Below are 16,771 nucleotides of genomic sequence, written 5' to 3' on the forward strand. Positions count from 1 at the left end.
CACTACCTTTTATTCGTTAAATACTGGTTGGCGAGCCCATCGGCCCAAGCTTCGAGCTCACCAAGCACCGACACCGCGCGGTCATCGAGCTCGCGTTCAGCGCGCAGAGCATGAATGCGCTGCTTTAACTGCGCACAGCTCTGAATGCCAGGCTCACCATCGCGCAGCCGCTGAGCGACAAACTGCTGCCACAGATTTCGCTCAGCCTCACTTAGTAGCTCGGGGAAATTGCGCGCTTTATAGCGCGGTAATATGTCATTTAAACGTTGATCGGCAAAGTGCCACGGGGCCTCAACCCACGCATCGGCACCGGCTTCGCGCAATAGTTTCATTGTGTGTTTATCGGCGTCGCCAATAAAACCGTCGTAGAGCTGCTGTTCGGCATCATCTCGCTTGGCAAAATTTTGCTCGCTAAATACCTCGCGCAACTTGAACTCAAGCTCCATACCCAGCAATTTTTGCCAGTGCTTTTCACAGCGCTGCCTGTCGATGCCGAGCCGAGCTGCCGCCTTTTCATCAAGCATGCGCGTCGGCAATAAAATCGGGCATTTATTTAAATGCACTAATTTCAATGGCAAACGCTCTTGCCCTTCGGGCAATTCGCTCTGTGCGCTAAAAACACGTTGACGAATTTGTTCAGCATTTAAGTTTTCCAAGGCTGCCGGGTCAACACTGAGCTCAAAACATATGACGGCATTGTTGTTTTGCGGATGCGCCGCAAGCGGCACAATAAGGCCCGCGCAACCGCGGCTAGCGGGGAATTTTGAACTGATATGCAAAAGTGGTTTGCGCGAGCGCACATCAATCATTTTTGCGGCGCTTTTTTTTGTTCGCTGAGCGTAAACATAGTTATACAGCTCAGGTTTTAGCTGCCTGACTTTACGCGCCAGCTGAATGCTCGCCTCAACGTCGGAGTACGCGTCGTGAGCGGCTCCGTGGCTGATACCGTTGGCTGCGGTTAACAACTCAAGTCGAAAACTCGGCTTGCCATCCACCTCTGGCCAGTGAATACCCTCAGGCCTAAGCGCGTAGACCAGGCGCATCATATCGATGATATCCCAGCGCCCATTGCCGTAACGCCACTCCCGCTCATAGGGCTCATAAAAATTGCGATAAAGGCTATAGCGCGTCATTTCATCGTCGAAACGCAAACTGTTGTAGCCTACGCCAACGGTTCCCGGCGTCGCCAACTCGCGATGAATTTCGCGCATAAAACGGTATTCCGGTAACCCTTTTTGTTGCGCAAGTTGAGGGCTGATACCGGTAACCAGGCAGGCCTCGGCGTGAGGTAAAACATCCTCAGCCGGCTTACAGTAGAGCACCAGCGGCTCGGAAATAATATTGAGCTCTTCATCTGTGCGCACGCCGGCAAACTGCGCCGGCCGATCGACCGAAGGATTGGCCCCCCAGCTTTCGTAGTCGTGCCAATACAGTGTTGTCATGCATGCCCCCATTATTCATCGCCGCGCGCCAATTCGCGGCCGCGCAGAAATCCGCTATGGTCTCCTCTGGCGACAGAAAGTCAAGCCGGCCCTTGCCGGGCTCAGTGATTAGCCCCTTATTGCACACAGCGCGCCCAGGTATTGCCCGCTATGCTAAGTGAAACGCTACCGTAAATAGGCGCTGATATGAGTGAACTTGAGCTGCCCGGCTACGATATTCTTGAGCGCATCGGCCGCGGCGGCATGGCTTCTGTATTTCGGGCCCGCCAGCACACCTTCGACCGCGACGTTGCGCTAAAAATACTAAAACCAGAGCTCAGTGAAGACGAACAGTTTTGCCAGCGCTTTGTGCAAGAAAGTCTTATTGTTGCCAAGCTGCATCACAGCCACATTGTGCAGGTCTACGATGTCGGCGAATACCAACAGCATTTTTTTATTGCGATGGAGTACCTGCACGGCGGCGACTTAAAGCAGCGCTTAAAGCATGGGCTCAGCGTCCAAGACAGTGTCGTTATTATGCGTCAGGCCGCATCCGCGCTCGAGTTTGCCCACCGCAAAGGCATCATTCACAGAGACATCAAGCCCGATAACATTATGTTTCGCGAAGACGGCGCCGCCGTGCTCACCGACTTTGGTATCGCCAAAGAAATTAACTCGGATATCAACCTGACGCAAACAGGGCTGGTTGTCGGCACCCCTAAATATATGGCGCCGGAACAAATACGCGGCGCAGCGCCGAGTGCCCAGGCCGATATCTACAGTTTAGGCATTCTTTTATTTCAGTGCCTGTGCAACAAAGTTCCATTTGATGGTGCGGACATGGTTGCAACCGCGTATCAGCACTTTAGCGCCCCCGTGCCGACACTGCCAAAAGACCTGGCGGTGTTCCAAAACATGTTAGAGAGCATGCTTGCTAAAAAAGTCGAGCAGCGCTGCCAAAGCGCAGCCGATGTAGTACGCCAACTAGATGCCATCGATACCCGTGAGCTGCCTCAAATAAACAACCTTGAGCGAGAGCGACTGTTCCACAAGCCGGAGTCCGACCTAACTGTCACACTCGTGGCCGGCGTCGATGACGAAGCAGATAGCTCACTCACAAATGAGCGCCCCCTGCGCGCCAGTGCCGCTGCAAACTCAGATACAAGTGATAGCAGCACCGCAGCTACAAACAGCAAAAATCAATCACAGCCGACAGCCCAGCCCAGGCACACACCGGATCACCAAGCTCGGCAGACGCCGCAAAAAAAAGCGCGCCGCTTCGCCATTTACACAAGCATTTTTATTGCCAGCGCATTGGGTTTAAGTTTGGCTTTGCTGGATAAAAACGAACCACTGCCCGAGCTACAAGAAGCACACAGCAAAGCGATGGGAAATAAGGCCCAGCAAATAAACGCAGGCCAGCGATTAATTATTAAGCGTTTATTAAACGAAGCTCAAGACGATATTCAAGAAAAGCGTTTAACCAGCCCGGTAAGCAATAACGCTTACGACAAACTCACACGCATACTTAAACTGGACCCAAAAAATCCCCAGGCACAGGCGGCCATGAGTCAAATCGCCGAGCTCTATGTAAAACTTGCCGAAGCAGCACTGCAACAAAACCAGCTGGCGCTTGCCGAGCAGCAATTAAAGCTCGCCGAAAAAACAGGCGTAAACTTGCCTGAAGCCAACAAAGTCTCTGCCCGGCTATCACAACAAAAACGGCAACAACAAAACCGACAAAGCGAGCTTGCGTCAATGGAGCACAGTTTGCGCATTGATGCACTGCTGCGCAGCGCAGCTCTGGATCTCGATGAAGGCCGGGTGGATGAACCGCCCGGCGACAACGCGAAAGAAAAGTATGAAAAAGTGCTCGAGCTTGAACCAAATAACAACGAAGCTTTACAGGCGCTCAAAAAGCTTAAAACGTACCACTAAGCTCGAAAAAAGCTCACCAGTTTATCGAGCCTGTGCGCCTCATCCGCCATATTTTCACTGGATGATGAAGCCTGCTCAACCAGCGCAGCGTTTTGTTGGGTAATTTGATCCATCTGTGAAATCGCCGCACCCACTTGCTGAATTCCGGCGACCTGCTCATTTGCGCTGTCGAGTATCTGCGTCATCATCGCACCGACACGCTCAATTTCGCTAACAATGTTCGCCAGTGTTGTGCCGCTTCCCTCCACCAGCGCAGAGCCCTGCTCAACCCGCTCAACAGAATTATTAATCAACTCTTTGATTTCTTTGGCAGCAGAGGCCGATCTCTGCGCAAGATTGCGCACTTCCGATGCAACCACCGCAAAACCGCGGCCTTGCTCACCGGCACGGGCAGCTTCAACAGCCGCGTTGAGAGCCAGCAAGTTGGTTTGAAAGGCGATTTCATCAATGACGCCAATAATATTGGCAATCTTCGCGCTGGCCTCGCTGATGCCGTGCATGGCGGCAACGGTTTTTTGCACACTGTCATTGCCCTGTCGTGCGATCTGCACGGAAGTCTGCGCCGCCTGATTGGCCGACTCTGCGCTATCGGCACTGTTTTGAACCATACGGGTAATCTGCTCCATGCTCGACGCCGTTTCCTCAAGTGACGATGCCTGCTCCTCGGTGCGCTGACTTAAGTCGTTGGTACCGGAGCTAATCTCACTCGACGACCGGGCAATATTTGCTGTGCCGCTACTTATTTCACTGATAATCTGCCGAAGCTTTTCAACCGTACTGTTGGCATCGAGCTTAAGCTGAGCAAATTCACCATCGTAGCCACGCTCAATTTTCTTGGACAAATCGCCCTGCGCAAGTGCAGAGAGCACACGCATAATATCTTCAAGTGCAATATTAGTTGTCGACAGCAAACGATTTAAGCCGTTGCTAATACGAAGAAAAAAACCATTTTTATTGTCCGTATTTAAGCTGCGACTAAAATCACCTTTTGCAGCTGCATCGATAAGGGTATCGATTTCAGCTTCAACGGCGACCTCCTCAGTTCTATCGAGCCACTCAACAACGGTGCCTATGCGCTTGTTGTCAGCGCTAACAATCGGATTAGCCGTAAGGGAAAAATGGCGCCGCCCGGCACTGACTTGATTGTTATAACTCTGTTTTAAGCCCGAGAGTAAGGCCCGCTGATGACTTGCGTCCCGGTGAAACATATCCATATTACAACCAACCAAGTTCGACGCATCAAAGTGACCGAGGTGCTCACGCAAATCACTTTCGGCGTTCGCCATCATTGTTTGCAGCGACTCATTGGTATAAATGATATTAAAATCTTCGTCGGCAATCATCGTGCTTGTTGACGAACAGTCGAGCGCCTGGCGTATACGCGCATTCTTCTCGGCGAGTACTTTCTCCTGCTCTTCTTTTTCTAAACTTGCAGTCAGGTCCTGCCACTCAATCACCGCGCCCAAATACTCGCCACCGTGACCGCGTATCGGCGTCGCAGCGAGAGCAAAGGTTAAATGATTTAGCTTAATTTCGGTTTGGTAGCTCTGGCTCAATGACGATAACAAACGGCGCTGGTGCTGCGGCTCGGCGTGAAACTGATCTATGCTTGCCCCCATCAAGCGGTCTGCGTGAAACTGTGGCAAGCTTTGTTGAATCTCTGCTTCACGCTCGCCCATCATGCTATCGAGCGAACTGTTGCAATAAATAATCGTAAACTGCTCGTCGGCGATCATCACCGCAGTGGCGCTGACATCGAGCGCCTGCTTTATAATAAGTGTTTCGCGCGCCTGCTGTTTCGCCGCCAGCGCGGCTTGTTCCGCTTCTTCTGTTTTGCTTGCCGCCAACGCTGCCTGTTGTTGCTGAGCGATATCGGCCAATTTGACTGCATTGTTGGCCGCATTCACCCCCCGACCGAGTTCACCTAGCTCGCCAGGTAATGCTTCATCAACGCGCTCTGAAAAATTGCCCTTACCTAATTCATTTAATACAAAGTTGGTCGAGCGTATTGCCGAACTTAAATTTTTCAGCAGCTTGTTAAACGCACGGCTAGTCTGCCCAACTTCATCGCGCGCCTGGTTATTCACACTCAGAGAAAAATCACCTTCGCGCTGTACACGCTGAATCAGCTCGGCAAGCTGCAATATCGGGCGAGACAACAGCCTGCTGATATAAAATGCAAACGCAGCGATGCTAATAGACACCACGAGCACCAGAACCAGTACGGTATTGCGCAGAGCGCTGACGCCCGCCAGCGCCTCGGCAACATCTATCTCCGCCAGTACCGCCCAGTCAAAACCGGCCAACGACAGCGGCGCATACGCCGACAGGACAGGGTTGCCGTTGTAATCAATAATAATGGCCGATGAGCTTTGCCCCGACAGAGCCGCCAAACTCGCCTCGGTTTTTACCTGCCCGCTTTCGGGGTGGCGAAAGGAGCTGACAACACTGTGCGTCTGCGGTGCCAGGTACGAATCCGAGCGCATTAAATGGTCGCGGCCAACCAGGTAACTTTCACCGGTCTCACCCATGCCCGAGCGCTGAGACATAATTGCATTGATCGGCTCCAGCGGCATCTGAAATACCAAGACACCAATCGTTTCGCCGCGGCTGACTATCGGGCTGGCAATGAAACTCGCGGGCGCTTCGTACGAAGGGCTGTAACTTGCAAAGTCGACAAGCGCAAACTCACCGGCATTCATACTTGCCGCCGCCGTAAATGCCTCGGCAAAGTTTGTATCGCGGTAAGGGCCTTCGCGCAGCGAGCTGGCAAAGTCGAGCTCTTTAAAAACAGAATAAACAATATCCCCACTATCGACATCAACCAGAAAAATATCGTAATAGCCAAACGCTTCAAGAAAGCGCCGAATACCCGGGTGATAGCGTTGATGCACACGGTGATAACTTGCCTTCCCGGGGGCGGCGTTTAATTGATGTTTGTTGCCCAAAGCAAAATCGCTCGACGAGATATATAAATACTGCAACAGCTTTGCCTGCTCATTGAGCCCGGCGATCAATGTGTCGGTATCAATATTTGCTCCGTCGTTTTCGCGCTGATATTTTTGGCCAAATTCATTGCGATAATACGCCTCGAGACTGCGCCGCTCACCCTGTAAATCCCGGCCACGCTGCTCGGTTAGCAGCCGGTCAAAAGACTGTGAGAACTCGCGCATCGCGTCAATGGTGCTGCGCTGGGCGGCCACCGTTAGAATCTGCTGCTGCACGGTTTCAAAATAACTCTGCACCGCTTGTGCCTTGATGTCCCGAACTGCCTCGAGCTGATCGAGCGCCTGGGTTTGCACTTCACGTTTAGCAACCTGCAAAGCAATGACAGCCACTACTGACATCGGCAATAATCCGGCTAGCAACAGCGTTAAGACCTGTTTTTTCCCCAGCGACAGATTCATAAACCAAAGTTTCATGTGCCTTCCTTGTTCCGTTTTGAGCTATTGAATTCACTATAGAAGAGCTGAGGGAATATGCGCCTCGAACGCACACACCCACAGATATGCAAATTGGCGATAAAAACTAAAGGTTTAGATAGCCGTACCGAAAAGCTAAGTTGTGGCAGGCACGAGTTAGCGAAGCCTTGTACTGGGGTCTAAACTCACTGAGGAGTCGCCAGTTTTCCTGGTTCAACTAAGCAGCGGATGCTTGTCCAATTCATCTGCACAGCGAGCAATAAAAAACACATGGTCACACAGTCGCTCTCAACCAAGTATATCGGTGCACTTACCGCCACCATCGTCATTGTTTCAGCCTTGGTCTTACTGGCCAGCTACCAATTTATTGCCAGCAAAGAGCAGAGCAAGTTTGAACGAGACACTCAAGCTCAGCTCGAGCTTATTAACTCCTCCTTGCTCGAGCCTGTATTTGCCTACGACGTGCAACAAATAGATGCCATTGCCCAGTCGCTCGTCAATACAGACTTAATCACCGAAATTGATATCACCGACCACCGGGGTAAAGCGTTGTCGAGCACAGCCCAAGACGAGCGCGACTACAGTGCCAAAGTGAATCAGAACGACATTGAAATTATCCGCAACGACAAGCTTATCGGTTATTACGACATCACCTTTAGCAAACAGCAGCTCGAAAACGTACTGAGCACACAGACCAAACTCAGCATCAGCACCGTGTTTGTACTGACCATCTGCATCCTCGCCGCGGCGTGGTGGTTAACTAAAAAGATGGTTGTCAGCCCCGTGCAAAAAGTCAGTAACTCTTTGCATGAAATTGCCCAGGGCGGCGGCGACTTAAGCCACCGCCTGGAAATACGAAGCCACGACGAAATTGGCGAGCTATCGACAAACTTTAACGACGTGATGCAGCAAATAGGCAGTATTATCGGCCAGGTCATACATGTCACAGGCAAAGTTGGTGAGAACGTTGTCGAGATCAGCTCGGCCAGCTCCAGCACTGTCACCAATACCGATCAACAGCTACACGAGACCGAGCAGGTCGCCACAGCGCTTAATGAAATGTCGTCAACAGCCGAAGAGGTCGCGCGCTCGGCCAGTGCAACCGCCGATAAAACCAAAGAGGCCAGTGACGCAACCGAAGCCAGCGCAAGAGTTATGAACAGCTCTCAAGAAACCATACAAAAACTAACCGGGCAAATCGAAGCGACGGCGTCCAAAATTCAGTCTCTCAAAGACAGCAGCGAAAACATCGGCTCGGTGATGGAAGTGATTCGCTCGATTGCCGAACAAACTAACTTGCTTGCATTAAACGCGGCCATCGAAGCGGCGCGCGCGGGCGAGCAAGGCCGGGGGTTTGCAGTTGTTGCCGACGAAGTTCGCTCTCTTGCACAAAAAACCCAGACATCAACCGAAGAGATCGAGTCGATCATCAGCCAGTTACAAAAAGCTGCCGACGAAGCTCACCTGTCGATGAACACATCCATAGACTCAGTACAAGAGACGATTGATACCTCATCACAAGTGAAAAACTCACTCGAAGAAATTCAGCTGTCGGTCAACACGATCAACGATATGAATCAGCAAATCGCTACCGCCGCCGAAGAACAAAGTGCGGTTGTCGCCGATGTCAGCAAGATTGTCACCGCCATTTATTCGCTGTCGGAACAAGTGGCCGATAACGCTAGGCTTGTCTCCGGTTCAGCCGAACACCTGAGCCAAGAAAGCCAGGAACTCAATAAACAAATCAGCAAGTTTTCTCTTTGAGCTGCATGCAACTTAGCAAGTAAATTAAGGCCTGTTAACATTATGCCCCGGCGAGGTTTTCGACCTCGCCAGAGGTAAAATAAGTATTCAACTTAGCCACAGCAAGATTCAAAAGCTGCTGTTGGCTCTGCAGGCTTGCCCAAGCCGTGTGGGGTGTCATTAACACATTGTTTTGCCCCGCCAGCGCTAGCAGCGCATCATCGTCCGGTGGTGGCTCCTGCGCTAACACATCGATGCCTGCGCCAGCGATGCTTTTGTTTTTTAACGCCTCGGCCAAGGCCGCGCCATCAACAATGGGCCCGCGAGCGGTATTAATAAGCAAAGCCGTGCTTTTCATTTTTGCCAAGGCCTGTGCGTCGATCAGCCCCGATGTTTTTTGCGTTAACGGGCAGTGCAAAGACACAAGGTCGGCATTTCGCAGTAAATAATCCAGGCTGACACATTCACAGCCGTTAACCTTTTTGCGCCCTGAGGGGCTGTACCACAGCACGGTAACACCAAAGGCTGCGGCCAATTTTGCCACCGCACAAGCGATGGCGCCGGTTCCAATAAGCCCCAGTGTAGAACCTTTGATGGTGTCGATCGGCTCGTGAAAATAGGTAAACTGCTCTGATCGAGCCCAAGCGCCATCGGCAATGCTGTGCTGATAGGCTTTAATTTGTTTGCGCAAAGCAAGAATAAACGCAAATACATGCTCGGCGACCGCGTCCGTACTGTAACCTGCGACATTCGTCACCAGGACACCCCGCCTGCGACAAGCATCGAGATCGATATTATTGTAGCCCGTCGCGGTAACACCGATGTATTTCAATTGAGTACACTGGCTTAACAAAGCATCGTCAATAATAACTTTATTGGTAAGCAGAGCCTGTACATTCGCAAGGCGCTCAAAGCGCTGCTGCAACGATGTTTGAGCATAAAAATGCCAGCGATGGGCAAACTGAAGTTCGGGGAAAACAAGCTGCTGCGACAGCGTGTTCCTATCGAGAAATGCAATCTCTACGGTCATTGGCCAGCCTTAAAAAAAGCTCCCACAGCCGAAACTGCGGGAGGGCTTTCGCCAGCACTGAGGATAGTAACTCCGCACCATCACCCGTCCCTAGGGGCGATAGAACGGCACTGACCGCTACAACATACAACAGCTGTCAGTAAAACTAGTACAGCACGGAATGTGCCAAGTACTAAAAGCCCCCAGAGTGGCGCTGTTTTCTGTAAATACGTGTTAATTCACGCATGATAAATAAAAAAGCAGCGCTCAAGCGCTGCTTTTTTATCAAACCCTGCCCGTTATCAGCGCAAGCTAGCGCCATGTTTGAGCATTGAGAGGCTTATTCCCACTCAATGGTTGCAGGTGGTTTAGAGCTGATATCATAGGTCACACGCGATACACCACTGATCTCATTGATAATGCGGCTGCTGACTCTTTCGAGTAAATCGTAGGGCAAATGAGCCCAACGAGCGGTCATAAAGTCGACCGTTTCAACTGCACGAACAGCAATAACCCACTCATAACGACGGGCATCACCGACCACACCAACAGATTTCACCGGAACAAATACGGCAAAAGCCTGGCTGGTTTTGTGGTACCAATCAGCCGCGTGCAGCTCTTCCATAAAGATCGCGTCAGCTTCGCGCAGGATATCAGCGTATTCCTTTTTAACTTCACCGAGTATGCGAACACCGAGGCCAGGCCCCGGGAACGGGTGGCGGTAAACCATGTCGTAAGGCAGGCCGAGTTCAAGACCGATCTTGCGCACTTCATCTTTAAATAACTCACGCAAAGGCTCAACCAGCTCAAAAGCCATATCTTCAGGCAGACCACCGACATTGTGGTGGGACTTAATGACATGGGCCTTACCGGTTTTGGCGGCAGCACTTTCAATAACATCCGGGTAGATCGTACCCTGAGCCAACCACTTCACGTCTTGAAGCTTGGCCGCTTCCTGATCAAATACCTCAATAAAGGTATTGCCAATGATTTTGCGTTTTTTCTCAGGGTCACTTTCGCCTTTCAAACGACCAAGGAATAACTCTTCTGCGTCAGAACGGATAACCTTAACGCCCATGTTCTTAGCGAACATGTCCATCACCTGATCACCTTCGTTCTTACGCAACAGACCGTTGTCGACAAATACACAGGTCAGCTGGTCACCGATGGCGCGGTGTAAAAGTGCAGCGACGACTGAGCTATCAACACCACCGCTCAGGCCGAGCAAAACTTTGTCAGTGCCGACATTCTCTTTAACGCGGGCGATCGCATCTTCAATAATATTTGCCGGTGTCCACAGCTTTTCACAGCCGCAGATATCGAGAACAAAGTGTTCAAAAATACGGGTGCCCTGCAGTGTGTGGGTAACTTCCGGGTGGAACTGAAGGCCGTACCACTGTTTCTCGGCATTCCACATGCCGGCAATCGGACAGCTCTCAGTGCTAACCAGCAGTTCAAAACCTTCAGGCAGTTGAGTTACCTTGTCGCCGTGGCTCATCCATACATCGAGCAGAGACTCGCCGTCGTGACCTACGTGGTCGCGAATATCTTTAAACAGCGGGCTTTCGTTTTCGATCTTAATCTGGGCGTGGCCAAATTCGTGAACGTCAGAACCTTCAACCAAACCACCGTGCTGCATGGCCATGGTCTGCATGCCGTAACAAATACCAAAAACCGGCACACCGAGCTCAAAAACAACTTGAGGCGCACGCGGGCTGCCCTCTTTGGTAGTCGACTCTGGGCTACCTGCGAGAATAATGCCCTTAGGGTTGTATTCGCGAATTTCTTCTTCGCTCATATCAAAGGCGCGAATCTCAGAGTACACACCCACTTCACGCACACGACGTGCAATCAACTGAGTGTACTGGGAACCGAAATCGAGAATTAGTATCTTCTGGCTATGAATATCTTGGCTCATAAGAGAATCCCAAATGAGAGCTCATTCTTAAAAAGCTCAAATCTTAAAATATACGATGGACTGGGCGGGGCTGTTTACTTGCGGGAGCCTCTGCCGCATGGATGCGGCGGCGGAGCCTACACGGACGTATATACGGCGTCTCCCGAAAGTGAACAGCCCCACCCATTAGTGGCACTTAGCCTGAAAATACCTATTGAAGAATATCGTGGCTTGGGTGCCAAATTTGGGTTGGGGCAAGGCATGCGAGACTCGCCGTAAACCCATCCTTGGGGGCTCCGCCGCGCCATCCATGGCGCAGAGGGTCTCTCATACCTTGCCCCAACCCGCTCTGCAGTGCGCGATGCACTAAAACAATTCAGAGCGGAATTTACTTCTATTAACCGCCACTAACTGGATAGTTAGGGGCTTCTTTGGTAATGCTTACATCGTGAACGTGACTTTCGCTCATACCGGCGGAAGTGACACGAACAAACTCTGGTTTGGTGCGCATTTCATCGAGGGTCGTACAACCGGTGTAACCCATAGAAGAGCGCAAGCCCCCCATTAACTGGTGCACAATCGCAGACAGCGAGCCTTTGTAGGGAATACGCCCTTCAATACCTTCCGGAACCAGCTTCTCAGCACCCTGGCTTGCATCCTGGAAGTAGCGATCCGAACTGCCCTGGGTTTTAGCCATCGCCCCGAGTGAACCCATGCCGCGATAAGCTTTGTACGTACGGCCTTGGTAAAGCTCAACTTCACCGGGTGCCTCTTCCGTACCGGCGAACATCGAGCCCATCATAACCGCACTTGCGCCGGCAACAACGGCTTTACTCATATCGCCAGAGAAGCGGATACCACCGTCGGCGATGACCGGCACGTCAGTGTCTTTCAGCGCTTCAACAACGTTGGCAATCGCAGAGATCTGGGGCACGCCCACACCGGTTACGATACGAGTCGTGCAGATAGAGCCGGGGCCAATACCGACCTTAACGCCATCCGCACCGGCATCAACCAACGCTAAAGCCGCGGCACCGGTAGCAATATTACCGCCGACAACCTGAATTTCAGGGTTCTTTTCTTTGATCATACGAACACGATCAATGACGTTTTTACTGTGACCGTGTGCGGTGTCAACCACCAGCACATCAACACCAGCTTCAACCAGCGCGGCGACACGATCATCGGTATCTGGGCTGGTACCAACCGAAGCGCCGACACGCAAGCGACCTTCAGGGTCTTTACAAGAATTCGGGTAACGCTCGGCTTTATCAATATCTTTTACGGTAATTAAACCGGTCAGTTCGAAGTTGTCGTTAACAACCAGAACTTTTTCAATACGGTGCTTGTGCAACACAGCGCGCACGTCGTCGGCTGATTCACCTTCTTTAACGGTAACCAGCTTGTCTTTCGGGGTCATAATGCTGGCAACACGCGCGCTTAAATTTGTTTCAAAGCGCAGATCGCGGCCGGTCACAATGCCGACTAAATCGTCGCCATCGAGCACCGGCACACCGCTGATATTGTGCTGACGAGTCAGGGCAAGCAGCTCTTGAATGCTGGCGCTCTGATCAATGGTGATCGGATCGCGAACCACACCGGCTTCAAATTTCTTCACCATGCGTACCTGCTCGGCCTGCTGCTCGATACTCATGCTCTTGTGAATAATGCCGATACCGCCTTCCTGAGCCAGGGCGATCGCCAGGCGCGCTTCAGTGACGGTATCCATCGCCGCTGAAATAAGCGGGATATTGAGGCTAATGCCACGGGTGAGCTGGGTCTTCAGGCTGACGTCTTTGGCGGTCACTTCGGAATAACCCGGGACCAGGAGAACGTCGTCAAAGGTGAGTGCTTCCTGAGCGATTCTCAACATAGATGCGCGTACCACTAGTTAGTAAAGTTAAACGAGAAATTATAACAGCTCTTAACCTAGTACTCTATATAAGAAGAAGCTAGCTACGCAGAACCGCCATGCGAATAAGAGTGAAAGGCCGCCCGGCCATTGCTCATGCCGGCCTTTCACGCTACTGTCTGCGCCACCGCTATTACTGCAAACGAGCCTCATGCCAACACAAGCTTCATCACACGCGCAAGCTGCACTTAGCGTAAGTGAACTCAATCGCCAGGCGCGCCAGCTACTTGAACAACAGCTCGGTCAACTATGGGTCAGCGGCGAGCTGAGCAATTTCAGCCGCCCGGCTTCCGGCCATTGGTACTTCACCTTAAAAGACAGCCAGGCCCAAGTTCGCTGCGCGATGTTTCGCGGTCGCAATATGCTGCTGCGCCAAACTCCCAAAGCAGGCGACCAAGTTATTGTGCGCGGAAAAATCAGCCTGTATGAAGCCCGCGGCGACTATCAACTTATCGCCGAACATATGAGCCTTGCCGGTGAGGGTCTGCTGCAGCAACAATTTGAGCAGCTTAAAAACAAACTCAACAACGAAGGTTTGTTTGCCAGCGAATGGAAAAAACCACTGCCGCAGGCAAAGCGCATTGCCATTATTAGTTCCGCCACCGGTGCCGCCGTTCACGATATTCTGCATGTATTACAGCGGCGTGACCCAAGCCTGGAAGTTGTATTAATACCTGCGCAAGTTCAAGGTGCTGAAGCGCCATCAGATTTGTTAGCGGCACTCAAACAGGCTCAGCAACTGCCTGAAATCGACGCCATTATTATCGGCCGGGGCGGCGGCTCACTCGAAGACTTATGGGCCTTTAACGATGAAAACTTAGCCCGGGCCATCTTTGCCTGCCCCACCCCGGTGATTAGCGCCGTCGGGCACGAGATCGATTTTAGCGTATGTGACTTTGTCGCCGATGTGCGAGCGCCCACGCCCTCTGCCGCGGCAGAGCTGATCAGCCGCGACCGCAGTTACGACAAGCAGCAGCTCAACCAGCTCGGTGCGCGCCTGCACCGCGCCTGGCAGCGCTATGCCAGCGCGCGCACGCGGCAGCTGCACGAGCGCCGCGCCCAACTCAAACACCCGGGCGATCAGCTACAGCAGTGGGCCCAGCGCTGCGACAGCGCCGAGCAGAGCCTAAAAACACATATAAGGCGCCTGACGGAGCAAAAACGAAGTGAGCTAAAACACTGTCGCACTCGCCTCAACAACCAAAGCCCCGCGCAAGAGTTAACGCAAAAACGCTTAAATAGCACCGCGCTAAGCGAGCGACTCAAACGAGCGCTGCTGCTTAAACTCAAGCAAAGCAAATATCAATTTGAAGCCTGCGCGTCAGAGCTTGACCTCGTCAGCCCCCTGGCGACAATTAAACGCGGCTACAGTATTAGTCGCCAAGCCGACGGTAGCATTGTGCGCAGTGTGCAGCAGGTATCGGCAGGCGATACACTCTGTGTTCAACTCGCCGACGGCCAAGTTGAAACTCGCGCAATAAAAACAAATACTGAAAAATTATCCACACTATAAATATCAAAGACTGAATTTCAGCCTTTACACTCCATACCTTTAACGCCAATTTAAGGACAGGCCATGGCCGAAGAACACAGCGTTGCCGTTCCCTACCTCTTTGAAACGCTCGCGTTTTTATTGACGGTAGTTATTGTTGTTCCACTGTGCAAAAAACTGCGCATCAGCCCCATCATTGGTTTTCTCGCCGTCGGCGCCATTACCGGCCCGCATGCTATCGCTCTGGTCGACGACGTCGAAGCGGTGCAGCACGTCGCCGAGCTCGGGGTTATTTTCCTGTTATTTACCATCGGCCTCGAGCTGAGTTTTGAACGCTTAGCGGCCTTTGCCAAGCAGATTTTTGGCCTCGGCACCGTGCACTTTTTACTCTGTGCAACCGTATTGAGTTTCTGCGCGTGGTTCTGGGACAACAGCGCCGAAGCCAGCATTATTTTGGGCTGCTGCCTGGCCTTGAGTTCGACTGCGGTAGTTATGCAACTACTGACCGAAAAAGGTGAAATAGCATCGAGCCACGGCCGCTCAGTTTTTTCAGTACTGCTGTTTCAAGACTTGATGGTTGTGCCACTACTGATCCTGGTCACCATTTTTGGCGCCCACAGCGACGCCAGCATAGGCAGCATTGTCGTGCGCGCCCTGCTCAAGGCCGTTGTCGCCATCGCCGCGATCATTGTTGTCGGGCGCTATTTACTGCGCTACTTATTGCGCCTGGCTGCGCGCACACGCACGGTCGAAGTATTTATGGCCGCGACTTTATTGGCGGTTTTGTTCACAGCAACACTCACCGGCATCAGTGGCTTAAGCATGGCACTTGGCGCCTTCCTCGCCGGTGTTTTACTTGCCGAGACAGAATTTAAACACCAGATTGAAACCGACATCGAACCGTTTAAAGGCTTATTCCTCGGCCTGTTTTTTACCGGTGTCGGCATGAATATCGACTTCTTGCTCGCCGTCGAAAAAAGCTGGTGGGTATTAAGCGCGGTAATCGGCCTGTTGTGGATTAAAGCCGCAATGGGTTTATTGGCCGGGCTAATATTTCGTATGAAGTTCAGCGCATCGCTGCGCACAAGCTTGCTACTCGCTGAGGCCGGTGAATTTGCATTTTTGGTCATCGGCCAGGCCTCACTCAACTACGACATTGTCGATGTTGAAGTAGGCCAGTTCCTAGTTGTTGTTGCAGGTATCAGCATGGCGCTAACACCAGTTCTGGCCTGGCTATCGCAACAACTGGGCAAGCAGCTGGAAAAACGCGGCAAAAGCCAGAGCTTTGAATGCCACGCCGAAGATGAGCACGACCACATTATTATTGCCGGCTTTGGCCGCGTTGGGCACGCCGTTGCCAACATACTTAACAGTCAAAGCATTCCGTTTGTCGCCCTCGATACCGACCCGGAAACCGTCGCCGCGCACCACCACTATTTTGATGAACCGGTCTATCACGGCGACGCCAGCAATAAAGAGCTGTTAAAACGCGCCGGTGTCGATCGCGCACGCGCGGTGGTACTCACTATGGACAACGCCCGGGCCGTGCTAAAAACACTTAAAGTTATTCGCAGTGAATGGCCCGACCTGCCGGTTATTGTACGCGCGCGCAACGACGAGCACAGTGCCGAATTATTTGCAGCCGGCGCTTCAAAAGTGGTGCCTGAACTACTTGAAAGCAGCCTGCAAATTGCAGGTCACGTATTGTGTGCCTGGAACTTTAGCAAAGACGAAGCCGAAGCCTGCCTCGAACTTGTACGCCGCCACAACTACGAAGAGCTGCAAGACCAGGAGCCAAGTGCGGCCTCAGCTAAAAATAGCTAAGGCCTGCTCACGCTAAAAAAGGGGGCACAAGCCGCCCCCTTTTTTAGCCCCCCCAACAAATACCCCCTAAAAAAATAGCACTCAAACCGCGCGAGTTTTTTCTTTTCAAGCCC

At 52.0% G+C, this 16,771-nt stretch carries 9 protein-coding genes; 4 read left to right on the forward strand and 5 right to left on the reverse strand.

The window, feature by feature from the left end; translation table 11 throughout:
- Nucleotides 1-2: 2 nt before the first annotated feature.
- Nucleotides 3-1,442 (reverse strand): exodeoxyribonuclease I, encoded by a 1,440-nt coding sequence (gene sbcB / locus CFK45_RS01680; protein WP_096084654.1) that lies wholly within the window; start codon nt 1,440-1,442, stop codon nt 3-5.
- A gap of 186 nt (nt 1,443-1,628) precedes the next feature.
- Here sbcB and CFK45_RS01685 point away from each other — a divergent pair, with 186 nt between their 5' ends.
- Nucleotides 1,629-3,359: a serine/threonine-protein kinase gene (locus CFK45_RS01685; RefSeq protein WP_096084655.1), complete on the forward strand. Its 1,731-nt coding sequence runs from the start codon at nt 1,629-1,631 to the stop codon at nt 3,357-3,359.
- Here the strand turns inward: CFK45_RS01685 and CFK45_RS01690 are convergent.
- The gene (locus CFK45_RS01690) at nt 3,356-6,781 is read right to left on the reverse strand and encodes a methyl-accepting chemotaxis protein (protein WP_096084656.1); all 3,426 of its coding nucleotides are present in this window, start codon (nt 6,779-6,781) and stop codon (nt 3,356-3,358) included. The genes CFK45_RS01685 and CFK45_RS01690 overlap by 4 nt on opposite strands.
- 270 nt (nt 6,782-7,051) lie before the next feature.
- On the opposite strand from CFK45_RS01690, the gene CFK45_RS01695 reads away from it, so the two are divergent.
- Entirely contained in the window at nt 7,052-8,545 is a 1,494-nt protein-coding gene (locus CFK45_RS01695; protein ID WP_096084896.1) for a methyl-accepting chemotaxis protein, read from the forward strand.
- A 40-nt stretch (nt 8,546-8,585) separates the two neighbouring features.
- On the opposite strand, the gene CFK45_RS01700 is transcribed toward CFK45_RS01695, so the two are convergent.
- The 3 genes from CFK45_RS01700 to guaB form a co-directional block, all read right to left on the reverse strand.
- Nucleotides 8,586-9,554, reverse strand: a complete 969-nt coding sequence (locus CFK45_RS01700; RefSeq protein WP_096084657.1) for an NAD(P)-dependent oxidoreductase — start codon at nt 9,552-9,554, stop codon at nt 8,586-8,588.
- A gap of 319 nt (nt 9,555-9,873) precedes the next feature.
- Nucleotides 9,874-11,451, reverse strand: a complete 1,578-nt coding sequence (guaA, locus tag CFK45_RS01705; RefSeq protein ID WP_096084658.1) for a glutamine-hydrolyzing GMP synthase — start codon at nt 11,449-11,451, stop codon at nt 9,874-9,876.
- A 376-nt stretch (nt 11,452-11,827) separates the two neighbouring features.
- Nucleotides 11,828-13,303, reverse strand: coding sequence for an IMP dehydrogenase (gene guaB, locus CFK45_RS01710; protein WP_096084659.1), 1,476 nt, complete (start codon nt 13,301-13,303; stop codon nt 11,828-11,830).
- Between the two features lie 190 nt (nt 13,304-13,493).
- Between guaB and xseA the strand changes: the two genes are divergently transcribed.
- Together xseA and CFK45_RS01720 are read left to right on the forward strand one after the other, a co-directional pair.
- Nucleotides 13,494-14,855, forward strand: a complete 1,362-nt coding sequence (gene xseA / locus CFK45_RS01715) for an exodeoxyribonuclease VII large subunit (RefSeq protein WP_096084660.1) — start codon at nt 13,494-13,496, stop codon at nt 14,853-14,855.
- 63 nt (nt 14,856-14,918) lie between these two features.
- On the forward strand, nt 14,919-16,658 hold the full coding sequence (locus CFK45_RS01720) for a monovalent cation:proton antiporter-2 (CPA2) family protein (protein ID WP_096084661.1): 1,740 nt from the start codon (nt 14,919-14,921) through the stop codon (nt 16,656-16,658).
- Nucleotides 16,659-16,771: the final 113 nt, after the last annotated feature.

Source organism: Agaribacterium haliotis, assembly GCF_002312815.1.
GTDB classification, from domain to species: domain Bacteria; phylum Pseudomonadota; class Gammaproteobacteria; order Pseudomonadales; family Cellvibrionaceae; genus Agaribacterium; species Agaribacterium haliotis.